Source organism: Saccharothrix luteola (genome assembly GCF_020859565.1).
Classification (GTDB): domain Bacteria; phylum Actinomycetota; class Actinomycetes; order Mycobacteriales; family Pseudonocardiaceae; genus Actinosynnema; species Actinosynnema luteola.
This window is the reverse complement of sequence record NZ_JAJHUO010000011.1, coordinates 242,641-259,562: the sequence shown is the minus strand read 5'-3', so window position 1 is coordinate 259,562 and position 16,922 is coordinate 242,641. Positions and strand designations below refer to the sequence as shown.

The 16,922-nt window shown below is 73.6% G+C and carries 11 protein-coding genes; 3 read left to right on the top strand and 8 right to left on the bottom strand.

What is annotated here, in order from left to right; all coding sequences use genetic code 11:
- The first annotated feature begins 20 nt into the window (after positions 1 to 20).
- Positions 21 to 4,415 carry a cation-translocating P-type ATPase gene (locus LNK82_RS17765; protein ID WP_230568101.1) on the top strand — a complete coding sequence of 1,465 codons (4,395 nt, stop codon included), beginning with the start codon at positions 21 to 23 and terminating at the stop codon, positions 4,413 to 4,415.
- Here the strand turns inward: LNK82_RS17765 and LNK82_RS17760 are convergent.
- The 4 genes from LNK82_RS17760 to LNK82_RS17745 all read right to left on the bottom strand — a co-directional run bounded on the left by LNK82_RS17760 (position 4,396) and on the right by LNK82_RS17745 (position 8,373).
- Complete coding sequence (locus tag LNK82_RS17760; protein WP_230568100.1) at positions 4,396 to 5,211, bottom strand: carbohydrate ABC transporter permease; 816 nt, start codon at positions 5,209 to 5,211, stop codon at positions 4,396 to 4,398. The two genes, LNK82_RS17765 and LNK82_RS17760, sit on opposite strands and share 20 nt — an antisense overlap.
- Complete coding sequence (locus tag LNK82_RS17755) at positions 5,208 to 6,110, bottom strand: carbohydrate ABC transporter permease (RefSeq protein ID WP_230568099.1); 903 nt, start codon at positions 6,108 to 6,110, stop codon at positions 5,208 to 5,210. The genes LNK82_RS17760 and LNK82_RS17755 overlap by 4 nt, the downstream gene beginning before the upstream one ends.
- Before the next feature lie 4 nt (positions 6,111 to 6,114).
- Entirely contained in the window at positions 6,115 to 7,431 is a 1,317-nt protein-coding gene (locus tag LNK82_RS17750) for an ABC transporter substrate-binding protein (RefSeq protein ID WP_230568098.1), read from the bottom strand.
- An 84-nt stretch (positions 7,432 to 7,515) separates the two neighbouring features.
- Positions 7,516 to 8,373, bottom strand: coding sequence for a DUF4082 domain-containing protein (locus tag LNK82_RS17745; protein ID WP_230568097.1), 858 nt, complete (start codon positions 8,371 to 8,373; stop codon positions 7,516 to 7,518).
- Positions 8,374 to 8,545: 172 nt separating this feature from the next.
- Between LNK82_RS17745 and LNK82_RS17740 the strand changes: the two genes are divergently transcribed.
- Together LNK82_RS17740 and LNK82_RS17735 are read left to right on the top strand one after the other, a co-directional pair.
- A complete protein-coding gene (locus LNK82_RS17740) occupies positions 8,546 to 9,790 on the top strand; it encodes an SGNH/GDSL hydrolase family protein (protein WP_230568096.1) in 1,245 nt (414 codons plus the stop codon).
- Between the two features lie 152 nt (positions 9,791 to 9,942).
- On the top strand, positions 9,943 to 11,919 hold the full coding sequence (locus tag LNK82_RS17735) for an alpha-glucuronidase (RefSeq protein ID WP_230568095.1): 1,977 nt from the start codon (positions 9,943 to 9,945) through the stop codon (positions 11,917 to 11,919).
- Positions 11,920 to 12,001: 82 nt separating this feature from the next.
- Here the strand turns inward: LNK82_RS17735 and LNK82_RS17730 are convergent, their stop codons facing one another.
- The 4 genes from LNK82_RS17730 to LNK82_RS17715 form a co-directional block, all read right to left on the bottom strand.
- Complete coding sequence (locus LNK82_RS17730) at positions 12,002 to 12,481, bottom strand: DUF11 domain-containing protein (RefSeq protein WP_230568094.1); 480 nt, start codon at positions 12,479 to 12,481, stop codon at positions 12,002 to 12,004.
- A 139-nt stretch (positions 12,482 to 12,620) separates the two neighbouring features.
- Entirely contained in the window at positions 12,621 to 14,648 is a 2,028-nt protein-coding gene (locus LNK82_RS17725; protein ID WP_230568093.1) for a beta-galactosidase, read from the bottom strand.
- On the bottom strand, positions 14,645 to 15,343 hold the full coding sequence (locus LNK82_RS17720) for a DUF624 domain-containing protein (protein ID WP_230568092.1): 699 nt from the start codon (positions 15,341 to 15,343) through the stop codon (positions 14,645 to 14,647). The genes LNK82_RS17725 and LNK82_RS17720 overlap by 4 nt, the downstream gene beginning before the upstream one ends.
- Positions 15,340 to 16,872, bottom strand: a complete 1,533-nt coding sequence (locus LNK82_RS17715) for a GH39 family glycosyl hydrolase (RefSeq protein WP_230568091.1) — start codon at positions 16,870 to 16,872, stop codon at positions 15,340 to 15,342. The genes LNK82_RS17720 and LNK82_RS17715 overlap by 4 nt, the downstream gene beginning before the upstream one ends.
- Between the last annotated feature and the right edge of the window lie 50 nt (positions 16,873 to 16,922).

Here is a 16,922-nt window from a genome sequence, read left to right as displayed (position 1 = left end):
CGATCGGGAAGACAGGCACGGTGGAACTCCTCGGCATCGACCCCGTGCGCGTCGCCGGCGGCCTCGCCAAGGGCCTGCTCGGACTGGCCCTCGCCCCGTTGGAGCAGACCGCCGTGCTGCGTCGCGACCGGCGCAAGGTCTGGTCGTGTCCGGGACGCCTGCACATCGAGGCGCACGGCGTGCACGGGACGCGCGGCAAGCAGGTGGCCGGGCGGATCGAACGCGCCCTGGAGGGCCACCCCGACGTGCGCTGGGCCAGGGTCAACGCGCCGTCCGCCCGGGTGATCATCGCCGTCGACGACCCCGCGCCGCCGACGGAGGACCTGGTCGCGCTGGTGCGCCGGGCCGAGGCCGAACCCGCCACCGAGGACGAGCGGCTGGTCGAGGACGAGTTGCACCACCCGGCGGACGGGCTCAAGGGCACCCGGCTGCTGCCCACGCTCGCCGCGGACGCCGCGGGCCTGGCGTTGGCCGCCATCACGAAGATCGCGCCGTGGGCGCCCGTCCCGGGTGAGCTCGGCGCGCTGATCGCCGCCGTCGACCTGCACCCCAGGCTGCGCGAACTGGCCGCCGGGCGGTTGCAGGGCCGGGAACGCGCGGACACCGCCACGTCGGTGGTCGCGGCCCTCGTGCAGGGCCTGGCCTCGCGCAGCGAAGGCACGTTGCTGGACATCGCCCAACGCGTGCAGCAGTGGCGTGAGGTGAAGGCGCACGAGAAGGCGTGGTGCGCCGCCGAGGGCGACCTGATCGACGGCCCGGACGCGGCCGAGGCCGAGCCGATCGTGGTCGAGCGGCCGCGCCCGTTCCCCGAGGGACCGGCCGACCGCTACGCGCGGCGGGCGTTGGCGGCGGGTGCGGCGGCGACCGTGGGCGCGATCCCGTTCACCGGGTTGCGCCGGGCCACCGCGCTGGGCGTGGCGAGCCTGCCCAAGGCGCCGTCGGTGGGCCAGTCCGCGTTCGCCGCGCAGCTCGGCCGCGTGCTGGCCAGCCGGAACGCCCTGGTGATGGAACGCTCGGTGCTGCGGCGGCTGGACGCGGTGGACGTGCTGGTGCTCGACGAGACCGCGCTCGGCTCGGGCCGTTCGGTGCTCAGCGACCTCGTGCCACTGGCCGACATGGGCCCTGCGAACTCTGGCCCGGCGAATTCCGGCCCGTCCCACCCGGCCGAGGCGGTCGAGCGCGCGTTCGCCCTGTTCGACCCCGAGGACCCGACCGCCGTGCGCCGCGACGGCGACTGGGCGATCGGCCCGATCGACCGCCTCGAACCGCAGGGGCGCAAGGGCGTGCGCGAACAACGCCGGCTGGCCGGTCACGCGGCGGTGCTCGGCCTGACCCGGGGCCGCCGGTTGCAGGCCGTGCTGGCGGTCGACGTCGAGACCCCGCCGGCGGTGGACGCGATCGCGTCGGCGGCACGCGAGGCCGGGCTGCTGCTGGTGGTCGCCACGGACCGCGACCACCCGCCGGTCCGGTTCGCCGACCGCGTCGTCCCGTCCGGGAAAGGCCTGGTCGGCGCGGTGCGCGAACTCCAGGGCGATGGGCACGTCGTGCTGCTCGTGTCCGACCACCGCCACGCGCTCGGCTCGGCGGACTGCGGCGTCGGCGTGCTGCGGGACGGCGGCCCACCACCGTGGGGCGCGCACGTCGTCGTCCGCGACCTGGACGCGGCCGTGCTGCTGGTGGAGGCGGTGCCGGCCGCACGCCGGGTCACCCGCGACGCGATCATGCTGGCCCAGGCGGCGAGCGGCATCGGCGCGGTCAGCGCGTTGAGCACGCGTGGGCCCGCGCCCGCCCGGAACGCGGCACGGGCGGTCGACGGCGCGTCGGCCCTCGCGTTCGTGGACGGCGTGTGGCGGGCGAAGCGGCTGCCCGGCAGCCGTGCGGCGCAACCGCCGGCCACCTCGCAGCCGTGGCACCTGATGCCGGCGGCGACCGTGCTGGACCGGCTCGGCTCGGGCCGTGACGGGCTGTCCGAACGCGTCGCGCAGGGCAGGCAGCGCACGTCCGCCGGGCGGCAGGCGGTCGGCACGAGCCTGGGCAGCGCGTTCCTGACCGAGCTGGCCAACCCCCTGACCCCGGTGCTCGCCGGTGGCGCGGCGGTCTCGGCGGCGGTGGGGTCACCGGTCGACGCGGCGCTGGTGGCCGGTGTCGTCGGCGTGTCGGCGCTGATCGGGAGCGTGCAGCAGGTCGTCACGGACCGGGCGCTGGCCACCCTGCTCGGCCGGTCGGCGGTGCGCGCCACCGTGGTCCGCGACGGCCAGGACCGCGAGGTGACGGCGGACGAGCTGGTGCCCGGCGACGTGGTCCGGCTGGCCGCCGGCGACGTGGTGCCCGCCGACTGCCGCCTGCTCGACGGCGACGGGCTGGAGGTCGACGAGTCGTCGGTCACCGGCGAGTCCCTGCCGGTGACCAAGGACCCGGCTCCGGTCGTGGCCGCGGACCTGGCCGACCGGTCGTCCATGCTCTACGAGGGCACCACGATCGCCGCCGGCGAGGCGCTGGGCGTGGTCGTCGCGACCGGTGACGCCACGGAGGTCGGCCGCAGCATGGCGGCGGCCCGCCGCAACGCGCCGACCACGGGCGTCGAGGCGCGGCTGGCCGAGCTGACCCGCAAGACGCTGCCCGTCGCGCTCGGCTCGGCGGCGGCCGTCACCGGCGCGGGCCTGCTGCGGGGCGTGCCGTTGCGGCAGAGCATGGGCGCGGCGGTGAACCTCGCCGTCGCCTCGGTGCCCGAAGGCCTGCCGTTCCTGGTCAACGCCGCCCAGCTGGCCGCGGCGCGGCGGCTGGCCGAGCACGGCGCGCTCGTGCGCAACCCGCGCACCATCGAGGCCCTGGGCCGCGTCGACGTGCTGTGCTTCGACAAGACCGGCACGCTGACCGAGGGCAAGCTCACCGTCAGCCGCGTGGACAACGGCCGCCGCGGCGCCGACCTCGACCAGCTCGACGACGAGCTGCGCCGGATCATGGCCGCCGCGGTCCGCGCCACGCCGGAGGCCGACGACCCGGACGACCTCGCGCACCAGACCGACCGGGCGGTGCTGACCGGCGCGCGGCAGGCCCGCGTCGGCCCCACGACCGGGGCCCGCGGCTGGCAGCTGGTCGAGGCGCTGCCGTTCGAGCCGTCCCGCGGCTACCACGCGACCGTGGGCCGGGTCGGGAAGCGGCTGGTGCTGAGCGTGAAGGGCGCGCCGGAAACGGTGCTGCCGCGCTGCGACGCCGACCCGCGCGAGCTGCGCCGCCTGGGTGAGCGGGTGGAACGGCTCGCCGGTCGCGGCCACCGGGTGCTGGCCGTCGCGGAACGCACCGGGGTCGACCACGACACGGTGACCGACGACGACGTCCAGGGCCTGACCCTGCTGGGTTTCGTCGCGCTGTCCGACCCGGTGCGCGACGGCGCGCCGCCGGCCGCCGCGAAGCTGCGCGAGGCCGGTGTGCGGATCGTGATGATCACCGGCGACCACCCGGCCACCGGCGAGGCCATCGCGAGCGAGGTCAGCGGCGACGACGACATGACCGTGGTGACCGGATCGCGGCTCGACGAGCTGGCCGACGACGAGCTGGACGCCCTGCTGCCGACCGTCGACGTGATCGCCCGCTGCACACCGGCGCAGAAGGTGCGGATCATCGAGGCCTACCAGCGGCTCGGCCGGGTGGTCGCGATGACCGGCGACGGCGCGAACGACGCGCCCGCGATCCGGCTCGCCGACGTCGGCATCGCCTTGGGCAGGCGCGGCACGCCGGCCGCCCGTGCCGCCGCGGACCTGGTGGTCACCGACGACCGGCTGGAGACGATCATCGCGGCGCTGGTGGAGGGCCGCGCGATGTGGGCGTCGGTGCGCGAGGCGCTGGCGATCCTGCTCGGCGGCAACCTGGGCGAGATCGCGTTCAGCGTGCTGGGTTCGGCGCTGACGGGCCGGTCGCCGTTGACGGCGCGGCAGCTGCTGCTGGTGAACCTGCTGACCGACCTCGCGCCCGCGCTGGCCATCGCGTTGAGCAGGCCCGCCCGCGAGTCCGTGCCCGACCTGCTGCGCGAAGGACCGACGTCGTCGCTGGGCAGCGCGCTGAACAGGGATATCACCGCCCGTGCGATCACCACCACGGTCGGCGCCACCGCGGCGTGGACGGCCGCGCGCCTCACCGGCCGCTCCCGCCGGGCGAGCACCGTGGCGCTGGCCGCCCTGGTCGGCACCCAGCTCGGTCAGACCCTGGTGACCGGCGGGCTGGACAAGTCGGTGCTCGCCGCGAGCCTCGGCTCGGCCGCCGCCCTCGGCGCGGTGATCCAGACACCCGGCGTCAGCCAGTTCTTCGGCTGCACGCCGCTCGGCCCGGTCGGCTGGGGCATCGCCCTGTCCAGTGCCACCGCGGCGAACGTGCTGGGCCTCGCGCTGAACCCGTTCGTCACTCGACGTGCTGAGTGACGGTGCCGCGCACGAAGTGCCGCTGCGCCACCAGGAACAGCAGGACCATCGGCACGGTCGCGACCACGCTCGCGGCCAGCACCAGCTCCCACTGCTCCTCGCCGCCCTCGCCGAACCGGTCGAGCACCGCCTTCAACCCGCGCGGCAACGTGTAGAGCTGCGGCTCGCGCAGGTAGATCAACGGCTTGACCAGGTCCGTCCACGCCGCCTTCAGCTCGAACACGAACACCACGATCAGACCCGGCTTCGCCAGCGGCAGCGCCATCGAGGTGAACAGCCGCCACGCGCTCGCGCCGTCGACCTTCGCCGCGTCGAACACCTCGCGCGGCAGGCCGAGGAAGAACTGGCGCAGCAGGAAGATGTAGAACGCCGAGCCGAACAGGTTCTGCGCCCACAGCGGGATCTGCGTGGTGGCCAGGCCCAGCGCGTGCCACTCCAGGTACACCGGCACCATGGTCACCGCGGCGGGCAGCATCATGGTCGCGAGGACCACGCCGAACAGCAGGTCACGGCCGGGGAAGCGGAACATCGCGAACCCGAACGCCACCAGCGCGCTCGTGATGGTGGCCGCCGCCGCTGCCGCCAACCCCACCGCCACGCTGTTGCCGATCCACGTCAGCAGCGGCACGGCCTGCCACACCTCGACGTAGTTGCCCGGCGAGAACGGCCGGGGCAGCAGCGCGTTGTCGAACACGTGCGCCCGGTCCTTCAACGACGCGCTGACCAGCCACCAGAACGGGTAGCCGAACGCCAGCGTGACGACGAGCAGCCCCGCCCACACCCCGACGCGCTTCACGACCGCTCACCCTCGTAGTGCACGTACCGGCGCGACAACCGCACCTGCACGGCCGTGATGACGGCGATGACCGCGAACAGGCCCCACGCCAGCGCCGACGCGTACCCCATCCGCAGCGACCCGAACGCCTCCTGGAACAGGTGGATCACGTAGAACAGGGCCGCGTCGCCCTCGGCGGACTGCTTGGCCCGCGCGCCGAAGAACATCGCGTACGCCTCGGTGAACACCTGCAATGACGCGATCGTGTTGACCACGACGGTGAAGTACACGGTCCCGCTGATGCCCGGCAGCGTCACGTGCCAGAACTGCCGCCACGGGCTCGCGCCGTCCAGCTGGGCCGCCTCGTACCGCTCCACCGGCACGCGGGTCAGCGCGGCCAGGTACAGCACCGCCGTGCTGCCGACCGTCCACAGGCTCATCACCACCAGCCCCGGCTTGATCCAGACCGGGTCGGTGGTCCAGTTCGGGCCCTGGAACCCGAACCAGCCCAGGAACCCGTTCACCGCGCCGTGCTGCCCGTTGAGCAGGAGCAGGAACATCGCCGCCAACGCCACCGGCGGTGTCATCACCGGCAGGTAGAGGATCGTGCGGAAGAAGCCGCTCCCGCGGCCGGCCCGGCGCAGCAGGCTCGCCAGGCCCAGCGCCAGCACGATCTGCGAGGGCACGTGCAGGGCGGTGAAGAACACCGTGTTCCACAACGCCGTGCCGACGCGTTCGTCGCCCAACGCCTCGCGGTAGTTCTCCAGGCCCACGAACGCGGGCGGCTTGAGCATGTCGTAGTGCGTCAGCGACAACCAGAGGCTGAACAGCATGGGCCCGGCGGTGAACGCCAGGAGCCCGATCACCCACGGAAGCAGGAACAACAACCCCGCCCGCGACTCGCGTCCGCTCACCGTCATGGCCCTACCTCCCGCCCACCCGCTTGAGCGCCCGTTCCGCTTCGCGCTGCGCCTGGGCCATCGCCTCCTCGGGGTCCTGCTGCCCGACCAGCACCCGGTTCACCGCGCCCTCCCAGGCGCGCACGAGCTCGCTCGCGGCCGGGCTCGGCGGCAGCGCGAACGCCTTGTCCTGCAACGACAGCGCCACCGGCACGCCCTGCTCCAGGATCGGGTTGCCCTTGGGGGCGAACACCTCGCGGAAGATCCGCTCGTCGGCGGCCCGGTTGCCGGTGAACGTGCCGCCGTAGGGCCGCCCGGCCTTGGCCAGCGCGTCGCGCCGAGCCATCGCGGCCGTGACCCAGGTCTGCGCGTCGGTCATCGTGACCAGGAAGCGGCACGCCAGCTCGGGGTGCCTGGCGCCTTTGGGGATCGCCCACGCCTGCCCGCCGGACTCGGTGAGCACCTGCCCGTTCCGGTCCGTGAACGGCGCGATCGTCACGTCGGCGTCGGGGGAGTTGGTCGCGAGCGTGTTGATGTACCACGAGTCCATCGGCATCGCGGCGAGCTGCCCGGTCACGTACTGGTTGTTCGCGCCGAACTGGTCGAACGTGTCGCGGAACGCCTTGAACGACGCCCAGCCGCCCTGCCTGGCCACGAGGTCGGTGGTGTGGCGGACCGCCTCGACCACGCGCGGGTCGTCCAGCCGGGCGTCGGGCCCGATCAGCTCGGCACCGTTCGCCTTGGCCCACAGCGGCAGGAACTCGGGCACCTTCGGGTCGAAGCCGATGCGCTCCACGCGTCCGCCGCCGACCCGCGCCAGCCGGTCGGCCAGCTCGCCCGTCCCGGCCCAGTCCGCCGTGGACAGCGCCGCCGGGTCCAGGCCCGCGGCCCGCACCACCGGGTTGTTCACGATCATCAGCCGGACGCTGGAGAACTCCGGCAGCCCGTGCACCTCCCCCTCGTCGGTGACCTGGCGCAGGGCCGCCTCCCGGAACACGCCCAGGTCGACGCCGTGCTCCCGCACGCACGCGTCCAGGCTCTGCACCGCGCCACGCGCCGCGTAACCGCCGAGCTTGCGCCGCTCGGCGTAGACCAGGTCGGGCGGGTCGCCCGCGGCGACGGCGGACAGGAACTGCTGCTCGTCGAACGCGCCCTCGCTGATCCGCAGGTCGACGCCGGGGTTGGCCTCCCGGAACACCGCCACGCGCGCGGTCGCGTGCTCGTCCGGGAGGCCGAACCCCATGGTGACCAGCGCGTCGGAGCGGTCCGACCCCAGACCGCCGCACCCGGCGGCCACGAGCGCGGGAACCACCAGCGCCGCGGTGAGCAGGAGCCCGCGCATGTCGCCTCCCTGGGCCGGACGTCACCGAGACGGTTCCCGCCCGGCCCCCGGTCCACACGCGGGTCGCCTGGTTGGCGCAAGCGGTCAGCCGCGGAACTCCGGCAGCACCCAGTAGGTGCTGTCGTGCCAGCTGTCGGTCGGGAACCCGCCGCCGACGCCGTAGTGGTAGACGCCCGCGCCCGGCGGCGCGATGAACGGCGCCCGCACCAGCGTGCCGATGAAGAAGTCCTCCGAGGTCGCGTAGCCGCCTTGCGGTGTGTAGTACGAGATCACGTAGTCGTGGCCGGGCTCGACCGCGACGGGCGTCGGGAAGTCGATCTCGGCCATCAGACCGGGGTGGTCCCAGGGCTGCTCGGCGAGCAGCACGCCCGACTTCGACCACAGCCGCAGGCTGATCGGCCCCCGGTAGGCGCCCCGTCCGAGGGACGCGCCCAGCAGCTGCCCGGGCCGGTCGACCTGGAACCGCATGCCGACCTCGACCGGCTCGCGGTCGGGATCGTCGACCACGTCCTTGTAGTAGGTGCCGAGCTCGCACCGGGTCGCGCAGTTCACCGGCTGCGTCACGGCCGCCCCGCCGACGTGGACGACGACGGGCGCGCCGGTCGGGCCGGCGCCGGAGGCGGTGACGACGCGACCGGCGACCGCGACGTCACCGGCCGCGGTGGGCGTGTGGACGTACCGCCAGTCGACCCGGGACGGGTCGTGATCGCGCAGGACTTCGGCGGTCACCCAGGTGGCCCCGCCGTCGAACGTCAGCTCGGTGGCGGTGATCGCGACCGTCGTCGGGGCGATCGAGAGGCCGGTGACCAGGATCGGGACGCCGACCTCGGCCGCGGCGCCGGTGGTCGGGGTGCCGATGACCACCCTGCGGTCGTCCTGCGCGTGAGCCGTGCCGGACAGGACCAGGGTCGCGGCGGCGATCGCCACCCATAACCGGGACAAGCGGGGCATGTGCCCTCCTTCGGGCGTTGTGCTGACCTACCGCCCGGGAGATCGTCGGCGACCGGGGGTTTCGCTACGGCCGCGTGCCGGTTGCCTTCGGCACGCCTCGGGCGCGTCCCCAGTTGAGACCCCGGGCTGACCGCGGCGCGCCCGCTGCACCACAATCGGAAGCATGAGTCACAGCGTGTCGCCCGACGATCCCCGTCCGTCCGGTCGTTGGGTGCACACCTGGGTGTCGGCGCCTCAGCGGACCGAACCGGACAACCTGCCGCCCGAGCCGTTCACCGGGGACGGGCTGGTGCTCGCCGACGCCACGCTGAGGCAGACCGCGCGCGTCACGATCGGCGGCGACCGGCTGCGACTGCGGTTCTCGAACGCGTTCGGCGGCGCGGCGCTGCCGATCACGGCGGTGACCGTGGCCCGTCCCCTCGGCGGCCGGGCCGGCGTCGGCGCGGTCGAGCCGGGCTCGGTCCGCCCGGTCGCGTTCCACGGTCGGCCGGGCGTCGTCGTGCCGGTCGGCGCGCAGGTCGTGTCGGACCCGCTGGACTTCCCGGTCGGGCCGGAGGCGAACCTGACGGTGACGGTGTTCCTGGCCGACGGGCAGGCGTCCGACCTGGTCACCTCGCACCCCGGCTCCCGCACGACCTCCCACCTCCTCGCGGGCGACCACGTCGAGGCCGACGACCTGCCGGGCGCGACGACCACCGACCACTGGTACTTCCTCAGCGGCATCGAGGTCTGGTCGGAGCGCGCCGCCTCGGCCGTGGTCACGCTGGGCGACTCCCTGACCGACGGCCGGGGCTCCACCACCAACGGCAACGACCGCTGGCCCGACCGCCTGTCGGCCCGGCTCCGGGCACGGCCCGCGACGGCGGACGTCGCCGTGCTCAACCAGGGCACCGGCGGGAACCGGGTGCTCAGCGAGGGGATCGGCCCGAGCGCGCTGGCCCGGCTGGACCGCGACGTGCTGGCGCAGACCGGCGTGGTGTGGCTGGTGGTGTTCGAGGGCATCAACGACATCTGCACGGCCGACGCCACCGCCGTCGCGCAGAAGCAGGTCGCGGACGACCTCTGCGCGGCCTACGAGCAGATCGTGGTGCGCGCTCACGCGCACGGCATCACGGTGTGCGGGGCGACGCTGGCGCCGCTGGGCGGCAACGAGGCGTACGACGACCCGGACGGCCACCGCGAGGCGGCACGTCAGGCGGTCAACGAGTGGATCCGCACCAAGGGCGCGTTCGACGCCGTGCTCGACTTCGACGCGGCGGCACGCGACCCGCACGACCACCGACGGCTGCTCGCGGCCTACGACGACGGCGACCACCTGCACATGACACCGGCCGGCTACCAGGCCCTCGCGGACGCCGTGCCGCTTGAGCTGTTCGAGTCGCGCCCAGGGGTCCGCCGGTCCAGTTGAGACGGCCGAGCGGGAACCGTTGCCGCGCAAAAGTTTCGCGCTCGTTCACACTCGTGAAAGTCGACAGTGGACGGCTGGTTTTCCTTGCCGGGGAAGCAAAGGCGACATAGTTTGGCGATGTCACCCCATCCCCGTCCGGGAGGAACTTCCCCATGATCGACGTGCACCCAGCGTGGCTACCGGCCTCCGCGTTCCGGCCGATCGGCTCACGGCGGGTCCGCGTCATCGGGGACGGCCCGGTCGTCGCCACGGTCCGCGCCGAGGTCGAGGTGGCGGCGGCCGAGCACGGCGGCGCGCTGGTCGACGACGGTCCCGCGGACCTGGAACTGGTGTGCGCGCCGGACGACGGCGAGACCGATCCCGAGGCGTTCGTCGTCGGCAGGGCCGGCACCACCACGGTGGTCCGCGCGATCGACGGCGTCGGCCTGCTCTACGGCTTGCACCACGTGGTGCGGCAGGGTGAAGCGGCGTTCACGGGCGAGGCGCGGCCGGAGCGGCACGCGCCGCGCCAGCCGGTCCGCATGCTCGACCACTGGGACAACGTCGACGCGCACCCGGTGATGGGCCAGGTCGAGCGCGGGTACTCGGGCGGCTCGATCTTCTACGACGACGGCGCGGTCCGCGCCGACCTCTCCCGGGTGCGCGCCTACGCGCGGCTGCTCGGCTCGATCGGCGTCAACCGGGTCTGCCTCAACAACGTCAACGTGGGCCGCACCGAGGCCCGCCTGCTCACCGACCTGCTGCCGGACGTCGTGCGGCTGGCGGAGGTGTTCCGCCCGCACGGGATCAAGGTGCACCTGTCGGTGAGCTTCGCCGCGCCGATCACCCTCGGCGGCCTGCCGACCGCCGATCCGCTCGACCCGGCCGTGCGCGACTGGTGGGCGCGCAGGACCGCCGAGGTGTACGCGGCGATCCCCGACTTCGGCGGGTACGTGGTCAAGGCCGACTCCGAGGGCCAGCCCGGCCCGTTCGCCTACGGCCGCGACCACGCCGACGGCGCGAACGCGCTGGCCCGGGCCCTCGCGCCGTTCGGCGGCACGGTGTTCTGGCGCGCGTTCGTCTACAACCACCGCCAGGACTGGCGCGACCGGACGACCGACCGCGCCCGGGCCGCCTACGACAACTTCGCCCCGCTGGACGGCGCGTTCGACGCGAACGTCGTGGTGCAGGTGAAGGCCGGTCCGATGGACTTCCAGGTGCGCGAGCCGCTGTCCCCGGTGATCGCGGCCATGCCGCGCACCCGGCTCGCGGTCGAGTTCCAGGTGACCCAGGAGTACACCGGGCACCAGAAGCACGTGTGCCACCTCGTGCCGCAGTGGCGCGAGATGCTCGGCTTCGAGCCTTGGGGCGAGGGCGGGTCGACGGTCGCGGACGTCGCCGCGGGCCGGGCCGCCGCTCCCGCCGGTGGCGTGGTCGCGGTGTCGAACGTGGGCGAGGACCCGTTCTGGACCGGGCACCCGTTGGCGCAGGCCAACCTGTTCGGCTTCGGCCGGCTCGCGTGGGACGAGCGGCTCGCGCCGGAGGCGGTGCTGGACGAGTGGATCGGCCTCACCTTCCCCGACGCCCCGGCCGTGCGCGAGGCGTTGCACGAGGTGATGGACGGCTCGTGGCTGACCTATGAGCGGTACACGGCGCCGTTGGGCGTCGGCTTCATGGTGCAGCCGGGCCTGCACTACGGGCCCGACGTGGACGGCTACGAGTACTCCTCCTGGGGCACCTACCACTTCGCCGACCGGGACGGCGTCGGCGTGGACCGCACGTGCGCCACGGGCACGGGCTTCGCCGGCCAGTACCCGCCGCCGTGGCGCGACCGGTACGAGTCGGTCGGGACGTGCCCGGACGAGCTGCTGCTGTTCTTCCACCACGTGCCCTACGACCACGTCCTGCACTCGGGGACGACCGTGATCCAGCACATCTACGACACGCACTTCGCCGGTCACGAGGAGGTGCGGCGGATGGCGGAGACGTGGGCGTCGCTGGAGGGGCGCGTCCCCGCCGACGTCTTCGAGCGCGTGACCGACCTGCTCGCCGAGCAGCTGCGGTGCGCGACCGAGTGGCGCGACCAGGTGAACACGTACTTCCGGCGCAAGTCCGGCGTGCCCGACGCGCACGGCCGCACGATCCACTAGCTCGAAGGTCGCATCGCGCGGTGCTCACACCGGTCGTCGCCGGGACGGCTTCCCACCGTCGGACACGGCTCCGGGCAGGCGCTCAACAGCGCATGTAGTACGGCCACGGCGGAAAGCCGATCTGCTCCATCTCGTGGCGGCAGCGTGCGGTGTCGGCGTCGTTGCCGGCGTTGGGGTCCGCGGGCGTGCTCGCGGTCCTGGTCGCGGTGGCGTCGACGGTCGCCTCGGTGTTGAAGACGGCGAAGTAGACCCGGTTGACCAGGGTCGTGGTCGCGCCCGGGGCCAGCGAGCCGAACGAGCACGTGAGCGTCGCGTCGGCGAAGGCGCAGGGCGTCGTGGTGATCCAGCTCCTGGGGTCCAGTGCGACGACGACCGTGGCGGAGGTGAGCGGCTCGGGTCCGTTGTTGGTCACGGACACGTGGTAGTCCACCACCGGCATGACCACCGCCGCGACGGCGGTCAGGTCGACCGAGAGGTCCGCGCCGGCGGGTGCCGCGTCCACCTGTGCGCCGGGCACCAGCAGCGCGGCGGTGACGGCGGCGACGAGCAACGTTCGGACCATGGGGCCCACCTCCCGGTGCCGAACGGTAACGGCGCGGGAGGGCGCCCGACACCGCTCTTCAGGTGCCGTCCTGCGACGGCGGCGTGGTGTCGTGCCGACCACGGAGCTCGTGTCGAACCACAGGTACGGCGTGACCGCCCTACTGGCGGATCACCAGCACCGCCGTCGCGGCCAGGTCCAGCGGCTCACCGGCCCGCAGCACCCGCCCGTCGAGCAGGTTCGTCCCGCCGACCGGGCACTCCACCCGACGGGCAGCCCCGTGGTTGAGCACGAACAGGTACCGCGTGCCGTCCGGCACGACGCGCTCGGTGACCTCGACGTCCGGCACGTCGCCGAGCGGCCCGATCAACCCGTGCTCCGCCAACGCCGTGCGCACGACGGCGGCCACACCGGCGTCGTCCAGCAACGTCGCCACGTACCAGGCGTGGCCGCGCCCCCGTGCCGCGCGGGTCACGGCGGGCGTATCGGCGTAGAAGTCCGAGCCGTAGGTGCCGAGCACCTCCGCGTCGTCGGGCACGACCACCTCGAACACGTGCCGGGCTTCGTGCTCGACGCCGAACAGCGTCACCGGGTTCACCACGTCGGGCTGCTGGGCGTCGGTCTCCTCGACCCGCAACCCGAGCAGCGACGCGAACGGCCCCGGCACGTCGGCCAGGAACGCGTTGTCGTCCTCGTCGACCCGACCCGACAGCGCGGTGGTCACGAACGTGCCGCCGCGCTCGACCAGCGCCGTCACCCGCTCTGCGAGATCGCCCTTCACCATGTGCAGCAACGGCGCGACGACCACGTCGTAGCCGGAGAGGTCGGCCGTCACCGGCACCACGTCCAGCGGGACGTTCGCCTGCCACAACGCCCGGTGGTAGGCGGTCAGCACGTCCAGGTAGCGCACGTTGCGGTTGGGGCCGTCGGACATCTCGACCGCCCACCAGCTGTCCCAGTCGACGAGCAGCGCGGCGCGCGCGGGCGTGCGGCCACCCAGCAGGGCGTCGCCGACGCGGGCGAACTCGTCGCCCAGCTCGGCCACCTCCCGGAACACCCGCGTGTCCGTGCGGCCCGCGTGGTCGAGCACCGCGCCGTGGTACTTCTCGCACGCGCCCCGCGACTGCCGCAGCTGGAAGTACAGCACCGCGTCCGCGCCGTTGGCGACCGACTGCCACGACCACAGCCGCAGCACACCGGGCCGCTTGACCGGGTTCACGTCGCGCGAAGCGGTCACCGACGGGGTCTGCTCCATGACCCAGAACGGCTCGCCGTCGCGCAGCCCGCGCATCAACCGGTGCGCCAACGCCATCCGCGCGGCGGTACGGGTGGGCGACCGGTCCTCCGGCGGGTAGTTGTCCCACGACGCGAAGTCCAGGTGCGGCGCCCACCGGTGGTAGTCGATCGGCTGGTACAGGCCCATCATGTTCGTGGTCACGGGCGTGTCCGGCGAGTACTTCCGGATGGCCGCCTTCTCCGCCAGGAACCCGTCCAGCAGCGCGTCGGACATGAACCGCTTGTAGTCGAGCGTGATGCCCTGGAACGCGGTGTGGTCGGGCCCGCGCCAGTGCTCCGACAGCGCGTTCGGCGGCTCGATCTGCGCCCACTTGGTGAACGTGTGCGACCAGAACGTGGTGTTCCACGCGGCGTTGAGCCGGTCCAAGCTGCCGTAGCGGCGGCGCAGCCACCGGCGGAACGCGTCACCGCAGTTGCCGCACCAGCACGCGCCGCCGTACTCGTTGCCGATGTGCCAGGCCACGATCGCCGGGTTGTCGCCGTACCGCCGGGCCAGCCGCTTGGCCAGCGCCACGGCGGCCCGGCGGAAGTCGGACGACGACGGGCAGGCGTTGTGCCGCTGCCCGTAGACGTGCTGCCGTCCCTCGAAGTCGACCCGGCACGCCTCCGGGTACTTCCGCGCCAGCCACGGCGGCATCGCGCCGCTGGGAGTGGCCAGCACGATCCGCATGCCCTCGGCCGTCGCGCGCTCCACGATCGCGTCCAACGTCGAGAAGTCGTAGGCGAACTCGGTGGGCTCGAGGTGTGCCCACGCGAACACGCCGACCGTGACCGTGTTGATGCCGGCGAGCTTGAACGCGGCGTAGTCGTCGTCCCAGACCTCGCGGGGCCACTGCTCGGGGTTGTAGTCGCCGCCGTAACCGATCCTCCGGGGCACGATCTGCGGGGTCACGCGGTGAACCTCTCGGTGGCGTCGCGCAGCACCGGCTCGGCGTTGCGCAGCAGGAGCAGGGTGAACGGGGAGGCGAGCAGCGCGAGCACCCAGTCGGAGGTGAGCACGACGAGCCCGCCGGCCGCGACGAGCAGCGACAACGCGCCGAGCGCGCTCGCGGGCCGTGCGGCCAGGTAGTAGGACGCCAGGCGCGCGGTGTCGCGGGTGCGCAGCGACAGCGTGGACGACAGCACCAGCGCCTGGGTCGACCAGACCAGCAGCGCCACCGCGACCACGATCAGCACCAGGCCGTACCCGGGCGGCACGCCGGCCAGCTCCAGGTTCGCCAGGCTGAAGCCGATCACGGTGAGCACCGCCAGCGCGGGCAGCCACCAGCGCAGCACGTCGAGCCAGTTGAGCCGGTAGCCGCGGCGGAAGTGCCGGGCGGGGGAGAGGTCGCGGTCGTCGAGGAACACCCGCCAGGCGTAGACGGCGGCCGACAGCGCCGGGGCCACGGGGGCGAAGCACAGCCCGATCAGGGGCGCGTTGCCCGCGCCGCGGTCCAGGAACAGCAGCACGAGGAAACCCGGCGCCGTCGTCAGCGCCAGCATGGCCTCGATGACGACGAACCAGTACACGACGGACGCGATGCGCGACAGGATGCCCGCCCCGATCTCGGCGGCGGGATCACCCCGTCGTTCGGCCGCCACGGTCACGCCCCCTCGTGCGGCGCCACGAGCCGGTCGTCGGAGGCGCCGAGCAGCCGCCGGTCGTCCAGCCCTTCGTGCTCCTCGGCGCGCACGGGCGTGAGCTCGACGAACGTGACCTCGTGCCGTGCCAGCGCGAGGTCGAGCTCGACCCGCCCGTCCACGACCGCCGCCGACCGGTGCTCCAGGGCGGGACGCGCGCAGTCGCGCAGCACGTCGAGCGCGCGGAGGTCGGGTGAGCGCGGACGCCCCAGCTCGCGCCACGCGCCGAACGCGTTGCCGTCGTGCTCGTTGACCCGCTCCCGGCGGACGAACGCGCGCGGACCCGTCAGCGGGACCGACAGCCGCACCTCGTGCCGCCCGGGCGCGTCCGGACCGTCGGTGCCGCCGACCGGCTGCCAGGCCAGCACGGTGATCCGGCCGTCGTCGGTCGCGCACACCAGGTGGTCCGCGCCGCGCGCCAGCACCCGGGAGCCCATCCGGGCCATGAACGCGTAGAGGTGGTAGGTCGGCTTCGGCACCTGCCGGTGCGTGAGCAGGCCGAAACCGCCGTGGAACAACGAGGTCGGCACGTTCTCCTCCTCGAAGACGTCGCAGAACGTCCAGTAGGAGTACGAGTCCACCAGGTCCGTGCCGCCGGCGAGCACCGGGGCGAGGTACGCGGCGTGGTAGGCCGTGTCGTGGATCGGGTTGTCCGGCCGGTAGGAGCTGTTGAACTCGGTGATGTGCACCGGCAGCCCGGCCAGCGCGGTGCCGGCCAGGTGCTTGCGCGGCGCGTCGAACTGGTCCAGCAGCGTGCCGGGCGCGGCGAGCGTCTGGTAGGTGCCGAACGGGACGTGCTGCGCCGGGCCGGAGGTGTAGGCGTGCCTGCTGACGAAGTCGATCGGCACGTCGCGGCGGGTGACGAACTCGGCGAACGGCTCCCACCACTCGTCCGAGCCGGGCGAGATCGCCGGACCGCCCACCTGGAGCCCGGCGTCGACGTCCTTGACGGTCCGGGCGGTGAGCTCGTAGAGGCGGAAGTAGGCGACCTGGTCGGCGTCCTTCCAGAAGTTGACCAGGTTGGGCTCGTTCCACACCTCGATCGGCCAGGTGCGCACCTCGGCCAGGCCGTAGCGGTCGATCAGGTGCCGGACGACGGCGCGGACCAGGGCGGCCCACTCGTCCCAGTCGTTCGGCGGGGTGATGTTGCCCTTCCACCAGAACACCGTGTCGTCGCCGGAGGCGAGCGCGGTCGGCATGAACCCCAGCTCGACGAACGGCCGGATGCCCAGCTCCAGGAACCGGTCGAACACCTGGTCCACGTACGTGAACGAGTACCGGGTCACCCCGTCGCCGGACCGGCGGTGCACGCCCATGTCGTCGGACAGCAGCCCGTGGCCGCGGATGTAGCGGAAACCGATGTCGCGCTGCACCCGGGCCAGGGACTCCTGGTAGTCGGCGCGCAGCGCGAGGTTGAGCCGGCCGGTGCCGACGCAGTGGCGCCACGACTCGGACAGGCGGCCGATCGGCTCGCCGGGGACGGTAACGCGGTTCACAACCCCTCCAGGACCGAACGGCCCGCCGCCCGTCGTGCGGCGGCAGTCGA